The sequence below is a fragment of the Blautia sp. SF-50 genome, assembly GCF_900101315.1.
Lineage (GTDB): Bacteria > Bacillota > Clostridia > Lachnospirales > Lachnospiraceae > Blautia_A > Blautia_A fusiformis.
The window spans coordinates 174,406-192,332 of sequence record NZ_FMUW01000002.1; the positions used below are offsets into that span (position 1 = coordinate 174,406).

Sequence of the window (17,927 nt, forward strand, 5' to 3'; positions counted from 1 at the left end):
TGCGGAAACTATCATAAATCAGCAGCTTAGTTGAACAGAAGAGAGGTTAAAAATGTTTATCACCAGAGAAAGCGATTATGCGATGCGGGTTATCCGCGCATTGATGTGGGAGCCGCGTTTGAGCGTCAGCGAGATCTGTGAGAGGGAATCGATCACAGCACCCTTTGCATACAAGATACTGAAGAAGCTTCAGAATGCAGGGCTCGTGGAAGGATACCGCGGAGTTCATGGCGGTTACGCGCTGAAGAGAGATCCGGAAGAACTGTCATTATATGAGATATACAGTGCGATCGATCCGGATATGTCCATCATTGAGTGCCTGAACGGCACATATCAGTGTCCAAGGAACGGACAGGACGGAGTTCCCTGCCATGCACATGATGAGCTTCAGGAGATCCAGGATCAGCTGTGGACAATGCTCCGTCGGAAATCCATGAAGGATCTTTTCGGAAAAGAGGAGAAGTGATTCCCGGATGTGAGTTGGGATAAGCGTATGAGATGATAAGGAGAGCAGTTTGGAGAGGAAAAATTCCGAACAGCTCTTTTTTATTTGTGAAAAAGATAACGGCGTTTGTACAGGATAATATACAAAAAACAATGAAAGAAAATGGACATAACTGGGAATCTATGATATAATAATCAATGGAATTTTAGGCCTTCATAAGCCTAAATAATATATTTTTTAACAAACCTTTAAGGAGGAAAAAACAATGGCAAGAAAGATGAAAACCATGGATGGTAACCATGCAGCCGCTCATGCATCATACGCTTTTTCTGATGTAGCTGCTATTTACCCGATTACCCCTTCATCTGTAATGGCTGAGGCTACAGACGAGTGGGCAACTCAGGGAAGAAAGAACATCTTTGGACAGGAAGTACAGGTTACAGAGATGCAGTCTGAGGCAGGTGCAGCAGGTGCCGTTCACGGTTCTCTGGCAGCAGGTGCCCTGACTACAACTTATACAGCTTCCCAGGGTCTTCTGCTTATGATCCCGAACCTTTACAAGATCGCCGGTGAGCAGCTTCCGGGAGTTATCAACGTATCTGCCCGTGCACTTGCTTCCCACGCACTTTGTATTTTCGGTGACCATTCCGACGTTATGGCCTGTCGTCAGACTGGATGTGCAATGCTTTGTGAGTCTTCTGTACAGGAGGTTATGGACCTTACACCGGTTGCTCATCTTGCAGCAATCAAAGGAAAAGTTCCATTCATCAACTTCTTCGACGGATTCCGTACATCTCATGAGATCCAGAAGATCGAGACATGGGATTATGAAGATCTGAAAGATATGGCAGATATGGACGCAATCGCAGAGTTCCGTAACCGTGCTCTGAACCCGAACCATCCATGTCAGAGAGGTTCCGCTCAGAACCCGGATATCTTCTTCCAGGCAAGAGAGGCATGTAATCCATATTATGACGCTCTTCCGGCAGTTGTTCAGGAGTACATGGACAAAGTTAACGAGAAGATCGGAACAGACTACAAACTGTTCAACTACTACGGAGCTGCTGACGCTGAGCACATCATCGTAGCTATGGGTTCCGTAAACGATACCATCGAGGAGACCATCGATTACCTTATGGCAGCTGGCAAGAAAGTCGGTGTTGTTAAAGTTCGTCTTTACAGACCATTCTGTGCACAGGCTCTTATCGATGCAATCCCGGATACAGTTAAGCAGATCTCTGTTCTTGACAGAACAAAAGAGCCAGGAGCTCTTGGCGAGCCTCTGTATCTTGATGTTGTTGCAGCTCTTCGCGACAGCAAGTTCAGCGATGTTAAGATCTTTACAGGACGTTATGGACTTGGTTCCAAAGATACAACACCTGCACAGATCGTAGCAGTATATGAGAACACTGAGAAAGAGAAATTCACAATCGGTATCGTGGATGATGTTACAAACCTTTCTCTTGAGACAGGCGCACCACTTGTTACAACACCAGAGGGAACAACAAACTGCAAGTTCTGGGGACTTGGAGCTGATGGTACTGTAGGTGCTAACAAGAACTCCATCAAGATCATCGGTGATAACACAGACATGTACGCTCAGGCTTACTTCGATTATGACTCCAAGAAGTCCGGCGGTGTTACAATGTCTCACCTTCGTTTCGGTAAGAAACCGATCAAATCCACATACCTGATCCACAAAGCAAACTTCGTTGCATGTCATAATCCGTCCTATGTTAACAAATATAACATGGTACAGGAGCTTGTTGACGGAGGTACATTCCTTCTGAACTGTGCTTGGGATATGGAAGGACTTGAGAAACATCTTCCAGGACAGGTTAAAGCTTTCATCGCTAACCACAATATCAAATTCTACACCATCGATGGTGTTAAGATCGGTATTGAGACTGGCATGGGACCAACACGTATCAACACAATCCTTCAGTCCGCATTTTTCAAACTTACAGGAATCATTCCTGAGGAGCAGGCTATCGAGCTTATGAAAGCTGCTGCTAAAGCTACTTACGGACGTAAAGGTGATGACGTTGTTAAGAAGAACTGGGCAGCTATCGATGCCGGTGCTAAACAGATCGTAGAGGTTCAGGTTCCGGAGAGCTGGAAGAACGCTGAGGACGAGGGACTCTTCATGTCTCACGCATCCCACGGTGCTCAGGAAGCTCAGGACTTCGTAAACAACATCCAGTGCAAGATCAATGCTCAGGAAGGTAACAGCCTCCCAGTATCTGCATTCAAGGATTATGTAGATGGTACAACACCATCCGGAACAGCTGCATATGAGAAACGTGGTATCGCAGTTAACGTTCCTGTATGGGTTCCGGACAACTGTATCCAGTGTAACCGCTGTGCATACGTCTGCCCGCATGCTGCAATCCGTCCGGTTGCTATGACAGCAGATGAGACAGCTAACGCTCCAGAGGGAATCAAGACACTTCCACTTACAGGAATGAAAGACTATACATTCACAATGACTGTATCCGCTCTTGACTGTACAGGATGTGGTTCCTGCGCAAATGTCTGCCCAGGAAAGAAAGGCAACAAAGCTCTTGAGATGGCTCCGCTTGAAGCTAACACAGAAGAGCAGAAATTCTTCGATTACGGTGTAACACTTCCTCAGAAGGAAGACGTTATCGCTAAATATAAAGAGACAACTGTAAAAGGCAGCCAGTTCAAACAGCCGCTCCTTGAGTTCTCCGGCGCTTGTGCAGGTTGTGGTGAGACACCATACGCTAAGCTGATCACACAGCTCTTTGGTGACAGAATGTACATTGCAAATGCTACAGGATGTTCCTCTATCTGGGGTAACTCTTCACCATCTACACCATACACAACAAACGCTAAGGGACAGGGACCTGCATGGTCAAACTCTCTGTTCGAGGATAACGCAGAGTTCGGTTATGGTATGCTTCTTGCACAGCGTGCGATCCGTGGCGGTCTGAAAGAGAAGATCGAAGACCTTGTAGCTAACGGAACAAACGAGGATGTTAAGACAGCTGGTCAGGAATGGCTGGATACTTATGCTGTAGGCGCAACAAATGGTGCAGCTACAGAGAAACTCGTTGCAGCTCTTGAGGCTTGCGGATGTGACAAGGCTAACGAGATCCTTGCACAGAAAGACTTCCTCTCCAAGAAATCCCAGTGGATCTTCGGTGGTGACGGATGGGCTTACGATATCGGATTCGGTGGTGTTGACCACGTTCTTGCAAGCGGACGTGACATCAACGTTATGGTATTCGATACAGAGGTTTACTCCAACACAGGCGGACAGTCTTCCAAATCTACACCGACAGGTGCGATCGCTCAGTTCGCAGCAGGCGGAAAAGAGACTAAGAAGAAAGATATGGCATCTATCGCAATGAGCTATGGCTATGTATATGTAGCACAGATTTCCATGGGTGCTGACTTCAACCAGACTGTAAAAGCAATCGCAGAGGCAGAGGCATATCCGGGACCATCCCTGATCATCGCTTACGCTCCATGTATCAACCATGGTATCAAGAAAGGTATGAGCAAAGCTCAGACAGAGGAAGAGCTGGCAGTTAAGTGCGGATACTGGCACAACTTCAGATTCAACCCGGCTGCTGAGAACAAGTTCAGCCTTGATTCCAAGACACCGGATATGGAGAACTATATGGACTTCCTGAACGGTGAGGTTCGTTACAATTCTCTGCAGCGTCAGAATCCTGAGAAAGCTGCAAGACTGTTTGCTAAGAACGAGTCTGAGGCTCAGGCTAGATATGAGTATCTGCAGAAACTTATCACTCTTTACGGAGCAGATAAGAAAGAAGACTAATTATTGATCAATAGTTACTGTTTATACAGTGTGCTTGCTGATTAAGCATTAGGTGACAGGCCTGCGGTGTTTAGCGCACCGCAGGCCTTTTTTCATATACAGGAGAGACATATATGAAGAGAATTTTTTCGAAGGAGAAATCCCGGAAAGAGAAAAAAGCAGATTTTTATATTCTGTATACGATTGTTTTTGCGGCGATCTCGCTGTTTATTTACAGTTGTTTTTATTTCAATGGAAAATCCCTGATCTGGAGTCATGACGGTGTTCCGCAGCACATCAATGCATTGGCCTATTATGGAAAATATTTGCGGAATGTTCTGCAGACGCTGGTGACGGAGCATAAGCTTTCCCTTCCTATGTGGGATATGCATATCGGATACGGTTCCGATATCCTTACAACACTTCATTATTATGCGATCGGTGATCCGCTGACCTTACTGTCCGTTTTTGTACCGGAAAAAGACACAGAGATCTTATATGAGATTCTGATCTTTCTCCGCATTTATCTGGCGGGTATCACATTCAGCATTTACTGCTTTTACCGCAAGAATCCCAAACAGGCCACATTTCTTGGAAGCCTTGTTTATATTTTTGCAGGATGGACCATTTATGCGTCCATGAAGCATCCATATTTTTCCAATCCCATGATCTATCTGCCGCTGGTCCTTATGGGAATTGAAAAGATTTACAAAAAAGAAAAGCCATACCTTTTTATCTGTGCGACGGCTGTAGCGGCAATGTCTAATTTTTATTTCTTTTATATGATCAGTATCTTTATGGTGCTGTATGCAGCTTTCCGGTATTTTGGAATATTCCGTAAGCGTTCAGTAAAAGATGTATTTCAGTGGTTCCTGAAATTTGCTGGCTTTTATCTGGTCGCACTTATGATCGCTGCACTGATCTTTTTACCTGTGGTCATGACTCTGTTTGGAACAGAGCGCTTTCAGGCGCAGAATTATGTGCCGCTGTTATATGACCGCATTTACTACGAAAAATATCTCGGCTGCCTGATCGGCGAAAATATGATCCAGTGGGGAGTTGCTGGATATTCCGCAGTTGCAATGGCAGGCGTGTTTGTGATCTTTTCCAAAAAGAAAAAATATACGGGACTGAAGCTGGGCTTTGTGCTTCTGAATCTGTTTTTGCTGATCCCCTTTGCAGGTCATGTACTGAATGGATTTTCATACGTGTCCAACCGATGGATCTGGGCGTATGGAATGCTGATCGCATATATCTTGGTACAGGCATATCCGGAACTGTTTACGCTGGGCATCAGGGAAAAACGACGGATATTTGTGATGCTGCTGATATATGGCGTGCTGGCACTGTTTTCAGAATCCGCTCGTACGGAACGCAATATCATGGCACTGATGATGCTGGTCCTGGCTGTGTTTACAGTGGTTTCCTACGGAAACGTATTTACACAGGGAAAATATCTCTGTGGAATGATCGTGGCCGTGCTTGTGACAAGCATCCTTCTGAATGTTTCATACCAGTATTCTTACGAAAAAGATTATCTGTCAGAATTTGAGGAAAAGGATCAGGCACTGGAGAAGCTTCAGTCCGGACCGGACAAAGCGATCCGGTCAATGGACGATTCAGCGGTTACCAGATATGACCAGTACAAAACGGGCTCTTATGTAAACACTGCCATGTATATGGGAACCAACAGTACTTCCTATTATTTCAGTGTGGCCAATGGAAATATCAGCCGTTTCTTTGATGAGATGTATCTGAATACCCCCTGGGATTATCATTACAGCAGCCTGGACGGACGGAGTATCCTAGATCGTCTTGCCTCGGTGAAATATTTTGCCATCAAAAAAAGCGGATATGGGTATCTGCCATACGGCTATGACAGTGAAGCAGAAGTCACAAAAAAATACAGGATCTACGAAGACGAGGATTCCCTTCCTCTTGGTTATACCTATGATTCCTGGATCCCCAGAGAAAAGTATGAAAAGCTTTCCGTGACCGAAAAGCAGCAGGCACTCCTGCAGGGGGCAGTTCTGGAGGACAGCAGTCTTTCTGAGACAGACCTCATCTTTGACGATAAGAAAGCAGATTTTACACTGGAAGCAGGAAAAGGCTGTAAGATCAAAGACGGAAAGATCATTGTGGCCAAAGAAGGAGCAACCGTACAGATCGGATATCAGGGAGAGCCGGAGGCAGAGGTTTATCTTGTGGCAAAAAATCTGGATTTTAATGCCTATTCTCCACGTGCAGTGGTCAGTGATAAAAAATGGGATTCCATGACAGAATATGAGAAGAATACCGTGCGTTATGAAGACAATAACTGGCGCTACTGGAAAGAAAGCAAGGAATCAGCAGTGGATGTTTCGCTGGGCTCCGTGGACAAGACTATCCGGATCTTTACAGATAAATACAACGGCTACAGCGGAAGACATAATTTTCTTCTGAATATGGGATATAAAAACTATTCTGCAGGAACTATGACACTGACATTCTCCATGCCGGGAGAATATACCTTTGATGATCTGTATGTGGCATGTCAGCCCATGGCTTCTGTTGAAGAACAGACAGAGGAGCTTGGAAAAGAAAGTCTTCAGAATATCAAAACGGAGACAAATTGCATTCGTGGAGATATCACAACCACTTCCGATAAGATCCTGGTATTTTCCATTCCATACAGCGCAGGCTTTACCGCCTATGTAGATGGAGAAAAAACAGAACTTGTGGAGGCAAACAGTATGTATATGGGACTGGAATTAAAAAAAGGCAGGCATACGATCGCACTCAGATATTGTACACCGTATATTGTGCCCGGAATGATACTGACGGTGCTTGGCCTGATCCTGTTTGCCGGGATCGTAATATCTTACCGGCGCCAGGGAAAACAAAAAGAAAGGGGAAAACAGGAGAAATGAGCCGATTATCGGTAGTTTTGCCTGCCTGTAACGAGGAACCGATGGTGGAGAAAACCTGCCGGACTCTCAGAGAGCTCCTGGGGCAGGCCGGGATCCGTTATGAACTGGTCCTGGTAGATGACGGTTCCTCTGACGGGACCTGGGCAGCCATAGAAAAAGTATCCAGGGAAGATAAAAATGTGACAGGTGTGCATTTTTCCAGAAATTTCGGAAAAGAAGCAGCAATCGTGGCCGGCCTTGCACAGGCATGCGGAGATGCGGTGGCAGTGATGGACTGTGACCTGCAGCATCCGCCGGAAATCCTCTTGGAAATGTACCGGCTCTGGAAGCAGGGCTACGAGGTTGTGGAGGGCATCAAGAAAAACCGGGGAAAAGAAACTCTTTTTCACAGAAAAAGTGCCGGATTTTTCTATCGGATCATGTCCCGTGCCACCGGCTTTGATATGGAAAACGCTTCCGACTTCAAGCTGCTGGACAGGAAAGCGGTGGAGAGTGTTCTCGCCATGCCTGAGCGCAGCATGTTTTTCCGGGCGGCATCATCCTGGATAGGCTTCAAAAGCATCTCCGTACCTTTTGAGGTGCAGGAGCGTGAGGCCGGAGAATCCAAATGGTCTGCAGGAACGCTGATCAGCTATGCGTTTCGGAATATCGTGGCATTTACAACACTTCCGCTGCAGTTTGTAACAGCCGGTGCCGTGGGTTGCTTTGGGTGCTCCCTGCTCCTTCTGGTCTATTCTCTGGTCCGGTATTTTTCCGGGCATGCGGTGGAAGGCTATACCACACTTCTGATCGTGATGCTCTTTATCGGAAGTGCTGTGATGATGAGCCTTGGGATCATCGGATATTATATCGCCAGGATCTATGAGGAAGTAAAACGTCGTCCAAGATATATCGTATCAAAGATCATACGAGGAGGAGATACCAATGAAAAAGTGGATCCTTAAATTCTATGAAAATGATGTGATCCGTTATATTTTCTGGGGTGGTTGTACGACTCTCGTAAATCTGTTAAGCTTTTATATCATGAGGGCAATGGGAATCCCGCTGATGAGTGCCAACATCATATCGATCATCCTGGCGATCCTGTTTGCCTATGTTGTGAATTCCAGATTTGTATTTCATGACCGCTGTGAAACATGGAGGGATCATATACGGCCCTTTCTGAAATTTATAAGTGCCCGTCTGGTGACCATGGTCATTGAGGTAGGTGGCGTATGGCTTCTGGCGGAGATCCTGGGATTCCGGGATATGTTTGCAAAATTCTGCACACAATTTATCGTGCTGGCGTTGAATTATATCTTTAGTAAATTTATTATTTTTACCACAGGTAAAAGGATTGGAGGTAGCAAATGATGACTTTGGATGAGGCAGTGAAGAAAGTCCGCCCTCTGGATGAAAAGGCTATGGAGGGGGCGAGAAAGAGATGGGACAGTATTGCAAAGCCCCTGCATTCTCTGGGAGAGCTGGAGAATATGCTGACACAGATCGCCGGTATCACAGGTACACCGGAGGTACGTGTGGAGAAAAAAGCAGTGGTTGCCATGTGCGCGGATAACGGAGTTGTAGAAGAGGGTGTGACCCAGACCGGACAGGAAGTGACGGCTGTTGTGGCTGAGAATTTTCTGGAAGGGACTACTACCTGCTGTGTGATGTGCCGTCAGTGTGGAGCAGAGCTTTTTCCTGTAGATGTGGGAATGGTCACAGATACAAAGGTCCGTACAGATCTTAAGGTTGCTTATGGGACCAGAAATATGACCAGAGAGCCGGCGATGACAAGAGATCAGGCGATCCGTGGCATCGAAGCCGGAATTGCCATGGCAGAGGAGCTGAAGGAAAAAGGCTATCAGGTTCTTGCAACCGGCGAGATGGGCATTGGAAATACCACCACCAGCAGTGCGGTAGCAGCTGTGCTTCTCGGAAAACCGGTGGAAGATATGACCGGACGTGGTGCCGGATTGACCAGTGAAGGGCTTGTACGGAAGATCAATGCGATCAAAAAGGCGATCGCCCTGAATAATCCGGATCGTTCAGATGCCATTGACGTCCTGGCAAAGGTAGGTGGACTGGATATTGCAGGAATGGCAGGAGTATTCATTGGAGGAGCAGCACTTGGAATGCCGGTTGTCATGGACGGATTTATTTCCTGCGTATCTGCACTGATCGCAATAAAGATCTGCCCGCAGGTAAGTGATCATATCCTTGCGTCTCATGTATCCAAAGAGCCTGCAGCACAGCTGATCCTGAAGGAGCTTGGCAAGGAAGCGATCATCCACGCAGGCATGTGCCTGGGCGAGGGAACCGGAGCTGTGGCACTGTTTCCGATGATGGATCTGTCCTGTGCAGTATATAATTCCATGAGTACCTTTGGTGATATCAATGTAGAACAGTACGAGGAGCTGAAATAATATGCTGGTTGTTGTAACAGGAGGCAGCGGAAGCGGAAAATCTGCTTTTGCGGAAGAAACCGTACTTTCCCTTGGCGAAGCCAGAAGGATCTATATCGCCACCATGCAGGCTTTTGACGAAGAAAGCCACAGGCGCATCCGCAGACACCGGCACATGCGTGCAGGAAAAGGCTTCGAGACAATAGAAAGATATACAGAGCTGGATGAGCTGCTCATCCCGAAGGACTGCGTGGTCCTTCTGGAGTGCATGTCCAATCTGGTTGCAAATGAGATGTTCCGGGAAGGCGGCTTCCACCCGGAGGTGGCAGAAAAGATCACAGAAGGAGTGAAAAATCTTCTTTCCCAGGCAAAGCATGTGGTGATCGTCACCAACGAGATCTTTTCAGACGGGATCCTCTACGAGGAAGAATCAGAACAGTACAAAAAAGAACTGGGACAGATCAACCAGAAGCTGGCAGAGATGGCAGAAGAGGTTGTGGAAGTCGTATACGGGATCCCTGTATGGCATAAAGGAGGAAAGGAAGCATGAAAAGTTTATGGAACAGTTTTAAGGCAGCCTTTGCCATGTTTTCAAAGATCCCCATGCCCATGGTGGACTGGAAGAAGGAAAACATAAAATATATGATGTGCTTTTTCCCCTTTGTGGGTACTGCCATCGGCATCCTGACCTGGTTTGCAGGAGGGGCCCTCGGTGTACACGTAGCTCTGGAGCCATTTTTTCTCGCTGTGATCCTTACTGTGATCCCGGTATTTGTTACCGGCGGCATTCATGTAGACGGGCTTCTGGACACATCGGATGCATTAAGCTCCTGGCAGGAACGCACAAGGAGGCTGGAGATCCTGAAGGATTCCCATGCAGGTGCATTTGCCATTATCACAGCCTGTGTATATTTTATCCTCTGGCTGGGAGCCTGGGATCAGCTCCTTGGAAATTATAACGGGATCTGTATCATGAGCCTGGGCTTTATGATGTCCAGGTGTCTTTCCGGGATCGGTGTGATCACATTTCCCAAGGCAAGGACAGACGGGACTGTGGCAGAATTTTCCAGAAATGCGTCAGAGATCGCAGTGCGAAATGTTCTTATCACGATGTTTGTGATCCTTGCAGCGCTGATGATATGGGTAGATCCGGTCCTGGGTGTTCTGGCAGCTGTCAGCGCACTTCTGGTATTCTGGTGGTATCACCATATGGCTTTGAAATATTTTGGAGGGACCACAGGTGATCTTTCCGGATTTTTCCTTTGCATCTGCGAGGTCGTGATGGCACTGGTGCTTGCTTTTGGTGGCACGTTTAATCTGTAATGAAGATTTGGATGAGGTAAAAATATTATGGAAATGATAATCGGAGGCGCATATCAGGGAAAAGCTGCCTATGCAAAAGCACAGTTCCCGGATGTGGACTGGAAATTCGGAGGAGAGATCACAGAAGAGGAGCTTCTGAAGGCAGCGGGTGTTCTGGGATTTCAGGAATACATAAGAAAAGCTCTGAAGGCAGGAGAAGATCTCACCGGTCTGGCAGAAAAGCTGGCACAGCAGGATCCGGATGTGATCCTTGTCAGTGAGGAGGTAGGCTACGGGATCGTTCCGGCGGATGCTTTTGAACGGCAGTACCGAGAAGCTGTTGGCCGGGTGTGCACTGCACTGGCTGCAAAAAGCAGAAGGGTCACAAGAGTGGTATGCGGGATCGGGACGGTGCTGAAGGATGATTAGATTATATCTGATACGACACGGACAGACACCCGGAAATAAGCTTCAGCGTTATATCGGAACAACGGATGAACCGCTGAGTACGGAGGGAAAGGAATTTCTGGAAAAGCTGACCTATCCCATGCCGGAGGCCCTTTATGTAAGTCCGCTCTGCCGCTGTGTGGAAACTGCGGAGATCCTTTTTCCAGGAAAAAGCTTTCATATCATCGAAGAGCTTTCCGAGTGTGATTTTGGAGAGTTTGAGAATAAAAATTATAAAGAGCTTTCCGGAAATCAGGATTATCAGAGGTGGATCGACAGCAATGGAACGCTTCCTTTTCCGGGAGGAGAAAGTCGAGAAGCGTTTAAGTGCCGGAGCCTTACAGGATTTCAGAAGGCTGTCACACAGTGTATCCGTAACAACATAAAGACAGCGGCTCTTGTGATACATGGCGGTACGATCATGAACATTATGGAAGAATATGCGGACAGACCCAGGGCTTTTTATGAATGGCATGTAAAAAACGGCGGCGGTTATTTGGCTGAGCTGGAGCCTGCGCTGTGGCAGAAGGGACGGAGAGAGCTCTGTGTCCGTGAAGCATATATGGAGGGTTAAGTTATGAATGAGCAGAAGATCAGCTGGAAACGCAGCGACTTGAAATGGCGCGGAAAACAGGCATTCAAAAAAAATTACTGGTCAGCAGTACTGGTAAGTCTGGTGCTGGCTATTGTGATGGCAACCGGCGGAAGCGGTGCGGCCACAGGCAGTGCCGGAAATGCGGTAAGTCCGGACTACGGTGTTACAACGTATCATCTGGGTACGGATATCAATGGTGTTACCTCTTATGCCAGTCATGTATTTCGTTCCCCACTGGCAGTGCTTTTTGCGCTTCTGAGTGCCAGTGCCATGGTAACGGTGGCTCTGATCGGGGTCCTTTTCCATTTCTTTGTGGGAAATGTTTTGGAGGTAGGCGGAAGAGATTTTTACATTGAGAACCTTTATTCTGTACCCGGGCCCGGAAGGCTCCTCAGTGTATTTCGTTCCGGGAATTACGGTAATATCGTAAAAACCATGTTTTTACGGGACCTGTATCTTGTATTGTGGACGCTGCTTTTTATTATTCCCGGAGTGGTAAAATCCTACGAATATAAGATGATCCCTTATCTTCTTGCGGAATATCCGGATATGAGCACAAAGGAAGTGTTTGCAAAAAGCCGTGAGATGATGAACGGACAGAAGATGGATACCTTTATCCTGGATCTTTCCTTTATTCCCTGGTCTGTCCTTTCGGCAATTACGGCCGGGATCGCGGGACTCTTTTATGTATCCCCGTATAAGGATGCAACCTATGCGGAGCTTTATGATACTCTTGCGGCAGGAATGCCGGGAAACGAACAGCAGGTGTATGAAGATGAAAATAGCGGCATATACGGATAAAATGATCCTTGTGAGAGGTGGCGGAGATCTGGCCACAGGAGTGATCCACAAGCTTCATCAGAGTGGCTATCAGGTCCTGATCCTGGAATGTGACCGTCCAAGTGCCATCCGCCGTCATGTGGCCTTCTGTGAAGCTGTTTATGACGGAACTGCAGAGGTAGAAGGCGTTGTGTGCAGGAGGATCACGGAGAACGATATCCGGACCCAGTGCAGGAAATGCTGGGCACAGGGAGAGATCCCCCTTCTGACAGATACCCATGGAAAACATATCCGCGAACTGGAGCCGGAGGCAGTGATCGATGCCATCCTTGCAAAAAAGAATCTTGGGACCAGCAGGGATATGGCACCACTGACTGTGGGACTTGGCCCGGGCTTTACCGCAGGGGAGGATGTGGATTACGTGATCGAGACCATGCGCGGCCATAACCTGGGAAGGATCATAAAAAAAGGCAGTGCCCTGCCGAATACCGGAGTGCCGGGACTGATCGCAGGGATCGGAAAGGAACGTGTGATCCATTCACCGGCAGCCGGTAACATGAAAAACATCTGTCAGATCGCAGATCTTGTTGAAAAAGACCAGGTGATCGCCATGGTAGGTGATACGCCGGTGAAGGCTACCATTTCCGGCGTGATCCGGGGACTGATCCGGGACGGCTACCCTGTTTTTGAGGGAATGAAGATCGCGGACATCGACCCAAGGGCAGAACAGAAGAAAAACTGTTTTACGATCTCAGACAAGGCAAGGTGTATCGCGGGGGGAGTACTGGAGGTGCTGCTTTCCTGCGGAGTGCTTCCGGGAACAGAGAAAGCTGTGAGGAATGAGAATCTGTGACCGATACAGAGCCTGGTGCCCCTGAAAGAAGTTAGAAGATAAATGGAGTGTGTCATGAAGAAAAATGAAAAAGCGCTTACTGTGGCATTCACAGGAGGCGGCGGAAAGACCAGTCTGATCCTTGGACTGGCAGAAATATTTTCCGGACAGGGAAAACGTGTGATCGTGACCACAACCACGCATATGGCATGGGAACCGGAACGTCCTTTTGCGGAGGCAGAGGACATTCCGGGAGCATGCCGGCTTATAGAACAATACGGATACGTCATCGCGGCTCATCACAAGGCCGGGCAGCCAAAGATTTCCGGCCCCGAAAAGGAGATCCTGGAAAAGCTGCCCGGCTTTTGTGATCTTCTTCTTGTGGAAGCTGACGGATCCAGGCGCCGACCCCTTAAAGTGCCGGCTGTTCATGAGCCGGTGATCCCTTCTTTTGCAGATGTGGTAGTAGGAGTGATCGGTCTTGACTGCATCGGCAAAAGGATCTGTGATACGGCACACCGTCCGGATGATGTGGCGGGATTTCTGGGAAAGCGTACAGATGAGCCTGTGACATGGATGGATGTGTGGAAGATCATCCGGTCTGAAGACGGATTGCAAAAAGGCGTGGACGGGCGAAGATTTCTTGCGTATCTGAACAAGGCAGATACTCTGGAGGATCCTTGTGTGGCGGAGAAGCTTATGGCACAAGGTCAGGAGTCTGGGATCATGGTGATCTGCGGAAGCCTGCAGAGAAGTGTAAACAGCTAGTACAGCGAAAATTAAGTTTCTGCTATATTGACGCAGGATGATTTCTTCATCTGCAAGGCGGAGGAATGAGGCGTAGCGGTGGCTACGACGATTGACGACAACGCAGCAGATGAAAAATCAGGCAAGTCAATATGGCGGTTACTTAATATTCGCTGTACTAGAATCGAAAGGAAGTGGAGCGGTGATATGAAACTGGGACTGATCATGCTGGCAGCAGGAAACAGCCGGCGGTTTGGAAGCAATAAGTTGCTGTACGGGATAGACGGAATGCCGATGTACAGGCATATTCTCCTGGAACTGAAAGAAGTGAAAGCAGCACTGGAGGAACAGGGACACAGGTGTGAGATCACAGTTGTCACACAGTATGAGGAGATCGCGCAGGAAGCAGAGAAGCTCGGCGCGCGGTTTCTTTATAATCTGCATCCGGATGAGGGGATATCTTCCTCACTGAAGATTGGGCTGCGGGTCAACCGGGAGATGGATGCTTGTTTGTTTACGGTGGCAGATCAGCCGTGGTTGCGGTGGGAGACGGTTTTTGGACTGGTGGATGTGTTTTTGAGAGATGGGAAAGGAATCGCCTGTGTGGAGCATGATGGGAAGACGGGGAATCCCTGTGTTTTTTCGAAGAAGTATTATGGGGAGCTGATGGAACTTTCCGGTGATGTCGGAGGGAAGAGGGTGGTTGTGGCACATCGGGGGGATGTGGCTGTGATGAAGGTGGAGGATGGAAGGGAGATGGTGGATGTGGATTTTGCGGACGGACGCCGGTGAGGTACCGTCTGGTTTGGGCTGGGGCTTCGTCGGGGGCTGGCTTCTAAGGCGCTGGAAATCTGCTAAAACCGCTGAAAAAAATCCAGAACTCGCTCCTGCGTCGCTCAAACAGCTGGATTTTTTCCAGCAACGCAGATTCCCACCGCCTAAGAAGCGCACCCCTCCTGCAGAGCCAGCCCAAACCAGACGCTACCTCGCCGGCTGACGTGCGAAAGGAGTGGAAGGCTATAGTGGAGGCGTGAGGTTGAAGAATATAGCGAAAAGAGCTGTTGACGTGTGACAGAGGGAATGTGCTGGAGTGAAGGTGTGAGGTTGAAGAAGATGACAAAAAGAGCTGTTGACGTGTGGCATAGAGAGTGAGCTAGGGTGAAAGCACTGTGTCTGAGGCAATTTTCACGCATACAAAAGCCAGCAGGGAACCGCCCTGGCGTAGTGGGATGTTCTGCAGGAGTCCTGCTGATTCTTAGGTGGTGTGGTTTCTGCGTTATCCCAAAAAGTTCTGCTGTCTGAGCGTCTGGACGCGAGTTCAGAACTTTTTGGAATGGTTTTAGCAGAAGCCGCAGCACCTTAGAAGCCAGCGGACGACGAAGCCCTTCCCGCTACGCCAGGGCGGTTCCCTGCGTACGTTCGTTATAATTTATAATTATAAGGTAGACAAATCTCAAATAAAATGATTCTTAGCCGCTTCTTCCTCAGCCAGACGAACCGTCTCACCGGAAGGATTGGAGATCACTGCTGAAGCTACGATCTCACAAGGCGGGTTCCCTTTTACACTGTCAACGGCAGCCGTAACAGCAGAAACATCACCAGTCAGAAAAACAGTGGCATGACCACCACACTTCGTCTGCCAGGTAAGAAAAGAAACATCAGAAGTCTTCAGCATCTGGTCGATCACCAGGATCGCATTACTGCTGCCAACAACCTCAACTAAACCAAAAGCACCATAATTCATAAATCCGTCGCCCCCTTTATTTATTGATCGTCATCTTCAGTGCGATCTCAGTATCCTCAGAAGGAGAAGCGATCACAGTATGAGAAACAACCTTACCAAGAGGTTTGGCTGCCTCCAGCGCAACCTCCATAGCTGCATTAACGTCAGAAACAGAACCACGCATCTTGACACAGGCGCCACTCTTCAGACGGTTACGCTCAACACTTTGGATCCTGACATTGGCTGCTTTGGAAGCAGCATCAAGAGCAACAAAACAGGCAACCAGGTTATCCAGCTCAAAAACACCTACAGCCATGCCCTTATAATTATTATCCATAAAAATACCTCCATGCGGAACAGATTCCAGTAATGTGGTTTCTTGACCGGTTTTACGTGGAATCATTACCGTTTTTATGGATTTATTATAACTTTTTTAGACAAAAATAGCAAGAAATAAATACACAGATAATAAAGTATTACTGAGAACGGAGTGAACAGTAGCTCACGAAGAGAACAGCAACGCAAAGTTTACTTTGGACGCCGGATATAGTATATTAATTAAATAAGAAATAGCAGGAAGGTGTAAAGAAATGCAGATACATCAGACAGACTTTTCAACAGGAAATGTCTATCGTAACATTATGGAAGTGGCTGTGCCGATGATCATTGCACAGATCCTAAACCTCCTTTACAACATTGTAGACCGGATCTATATCGGAAGGATTCCTGAGATCGGAGCCACTGCACTGACAGGAGTGGGACTGTGTTTTCCTATTATCACCCTGATCACCGCATTTACCTATCTTTTTGGAAATGGAGGAGCACCGCTTTGCTCCATGGAACGGGGAAGAGGAAACCGGGAAGAAGCAGAAAAGCTCATGGGAAACACCTTTGTGATGCTGATCGGCACAGGAGTGATCCTAACAGCCATTGGCCTTATCTTTTACAGACCGATCCTCTATGTGTTTGGCGCCAGTGATGTAACCTTTTCCTATGCGGCAGACTACATAAGGATCTATCTTCTGGGAACCCTGTTTGTGATGATCACTCTGGGAATGAACCCGTTTATCAACAGCCAGGGCTTTGGAAACACAGGGATGCTCACGATACTGATCGGTGCTGTACTGAACATCCTTCTGGATCCCCTGTTTATCTTTGGAATGCACATGGGAGTCCGGGGAGCGGCTTTGGCTACTATCATTTCCCAGTTCTGTTCCGCCATCTGGGTCTTACGCTTCCTTACAGGAAAAAAGGCAATCCTGAACCTGAAAAAAAGCGCTATGAGGATCTCCTGGAAAAGAGTGGGCAGTATCGTAAGCCTGGGTATGTCCGGTTTTTTTATGGCATTTACAAACAGTCTTGTGCAGGTGGTATGCAATGCCACACTCCAGACCTGGGGTGGTGATATCTACGTTGGTGTCATGACAGTTTTAAATTCTGTCCGTGACATTTTCACCATGCCGGTCCATGGGCTTACTACAGGTGCTTCTCCGGTCATGAGCTTCAATTATGGAGAAAAAGCATACGACAGAGTCAAAAAAGCAATTAAATTTATTACAGCTGTCTGTGTGATCTATACCCTGGCAGGCTGGGGAATCCTGAAGCTGCTTCCGGAATTTTTCATCCGGATCTTTAACAGCGATCCCGGGCTTCTGGAAAAGGGAGTTCCTGCCCTTCATATTTACTTTTTCGGCTTCTGCTTTATGGCATTGCAGTTTACCGGACAAAGCGTGTTCGTGGCACTGGGAAAGGCAAAAAAGGCCACCTTTTTTTCTCTGCTCCGAAAGGTAGTGATCGTAGTACCGCTGACGCTCCTGCTGCCTTCTGTGAATGGCCTGGGAACAGACGGCGTGTTCTGGGCGGAACCGGTTTCCAACCTTGTAGGCGGCTGTGCATGCTTTTTCACCATGCTGGCGACGGTACTGCCGGAGCTGAACAAACGTAAGGTATAAGACGGGCCGGATAAAGGTTTG

The 17,927-nt window shown here is 47.8% G+C and carries 17 protein-coding genes; 15 read left to right on the plus strand and 2 right to left on the minus strand.

The genetic code is table 11. From position 1 onward, the window contains the following. The first annotated feature begins 52 nt into the window (after positions 1-52). The 14 genes from BLP57_RS02070 (at position 53) to BLP57_RS02135 (ending at position 15,023) form a co-directional block, all read left to right on the plus strand. Positions 53-466, plus strand: coding sequence for an RrF2 family transcriptional regulator (locus BLP57_RS02070; RefSeq protein WP_015524747.1), 414 nt, complete (start codon positions 53-55; stop codon positions 464-466). Positions 467-710: 244 nt separating this feature from the next. Continuing rightward, positions 711-4,256, plus strand: a complete 3,546-nt coding sequence (gene nifJ / locus BLP57_RS02075; protein WP_092069003.1) for a pyruvate:ferredoxin (flavodoxin) oxidoreductase — start codon at positions 711-713, stop codon at positions 4,254-4,256. A 113-nt stretch (positions 4,257-4,369) separates the two neighbouring features. Next, the gene (locus BLP57_RS02080; protein ID WP_092069006.1) at positions 4,370-7,144 is read left to right on the plus strand and encodes a YfhO family protein; all 2,775 of its coding nucleotides are present in this window, start codon (positions 4,370-4,372) and stop codon (positions 7,142-7,144) included. Next, a complete protein-coding gene (locus BLP57_RS02085) occupies positions 7,141-8,088 on the plus strand; it encodes a glycosyltransferase family 2 protein (protein ID WP_015524751.1) in 948 nt (315 codons plus the stop codon). Before BLP57_RS02080 ends, BLP57_RS02085 begins: the two co-directional genes overlap by 4 nt. Next, positions 8,069-8,497 carry a GtrA family protein gene (locus BLP57_RS02090; RefSeq protein ID WP_015524752.1) on the plus strand — a complete coding sequence of 143 codons (429 nt, stop codon included), beginning with the start codon at positions 8,069-8,071 and terminating at the stop codon, positions 8,495-8,497. Before BLP57_RS02085 ends, BLP57_RS02090 begins: the two co-directional genes overlap by 20 nt. Continuing rightward, positions 8,497-9,549, plus strand: coding sequence for a nicotinate-nucleotide--dimethylbenzimidazole phosphoribosyltransferase (cobT, locus tag BLP57_RS02095; protein WP_015524753.1), 1,053 nt, complete (start codon positions 8,497-8,499; stop codon positions 9,547-9,549). Before BLP57_RS02090 ends, cobT begins: the two co-directional genes overlap by 1 nt. A 1-nt stretch (position 9,550) precedes the next feature. Then, a complete protein-coding gene (locus tag BLP57_RS02100; RefSeq protein ID WP_092069010.1) occupies positions 9,551-10,078 on the plus strand; it encodes a bifunctional adenosylcobinamide kinase/adenosylcobinamide-phosphate guanylyltransferase in 528 nt (175 codons plus the stop codon). Beyond that, positions 10,075-10,851, plus strand: coding sequence for an adenosylcobinamide-GDP ribazoletransferase (locus tag BLP57_RS02105; protein WP_092069013.1), 777 nt, complete (start codon positions 10,075-10,077; stop codon positions 10,849-10,851). The genes BLP57_RS02100 and BLP57_RS02105 overlap by 4 nt, the downstream gene beginning before the upstream one ends. Positions 10,852-10,878: 27 nt before the next feature. After that, positions 10,879-11,259: a bifunctional adenosylcobinamide kinase/adenosylcobinamide-phosphate guanylyltransferase gene (locus BLP57_RS02110; protein ID WP_022426466.1), complete on the plus strand. Its 381-nt coding sequence runs from the start codon at positions 10,879-10,881 to the stop codon at positions 11,257-11,259. Beyond that, on the plus strand, positions 11,252-11,851 hold the full coding sequence (locus BLP57_RS02115) for a histidine phosphatase family protein (protein WP_092069016.1): 600 nt from the start codon (positions 11,252-11,254) through the stop codon (positions 11,849-11,851). The genes BLP57_RS02110 and BLP57_RS02115 overlap by 8 nt, the downstream gene beginning before the upstream one ends. 3 nt (positions 11,852-11,854) lie before the next feature. Continuing rightward, positions 11,855-12,673, plus strand: coding sequence for a DUF975 family protein (locus tag BLP57_RS02120; protein WP_092069019.1), 819 nt, complete (start codon positions 11,855-11,857; stop codon positions 12,671-12,673). Further along, positions 12,642-13,505, plus strand: a complete 864-nt coding sequence (gene yqeB / locus BLP57_RS02125) for a selenium-dependent molybdenum cofactor biosynthesis protein YqeB (RefSeq protein ID WP_330389286.1) — start codon at positions 12,642-12,644, stop codon at positions 13,503-13,505. Before BLP57_RS02120 ends, yqeB begins: the two co-directional genes overlap by 32 nt. Before the next feature lie 54 nt (positions 13,506-13,559). Continuing rightward, on the plus strand, positions 13,560-14,252 hold the full coding sequence (yqeC, locus tag BLP57_RS02130; RefSeq protein ID WP_173741310.1) for a selenium cofactor biosynthesis protein YqeC: 693 nt from the start codon (positions 13,560-13,562) through the stop codon (positions 14,250-14,252). 78 nt (positions 14,253-14,330) lie between these two features. Then, entirely contained in the window at positions 14,331-15,023 is a 693-nt protein-coding gene (locus BLP57_RS02135; RefSeq protein WP_207646687.1) for a nucleotidyltransferase family protein, read from the plus strand. A 661-nt stretch (positions 15,024-15,684) separates the two neighbouring features. Here the strand turns inward: BLP57_RS02135 and BLP57_RS02145 are convergent. After that, positions 15,685-15,975 (minus strand): BMC domain-containing protein, encoded by a 291-nt coding sequence (locus tag BLP57_RS02145; protein WP_015524765.1) that lies wholly within the window; start codon positions 15,973-15,975, stop codon positions 15,685-15,687. Between the two features lie 16 nt (positions 15,976-15,991). Beyond that, entirely contained in the window at positions 15,992-16,291 is a 300-nt protein-coding gene (locus BLP57_RS02150) for a BMC domain-containing protein (RefSeq protein ID WP_015524766.1), read from the minus strand. Between the two features lie 253 nt (positions 16,292-16,544). Here BLP57_RS02150 and BLP57_RS02155 point away from each other — a divergent pair, with 253 nt between their 5' ends. After that, positions 16,545-17,906 carry an MATE family efflux transporter gene (locus BLP57_RS02155; RefSeq protein ID WP_092069031.1) on the plus strand — a complete coding sequence of 454 codons (1,362 nt, stop codon included), beginning with the start codon at positions 16,545-16,547 and terminating at the stop codon, positions 17,904-17,906. Positions 17,907-17,927: the final 21 nt, after the last annotated feature.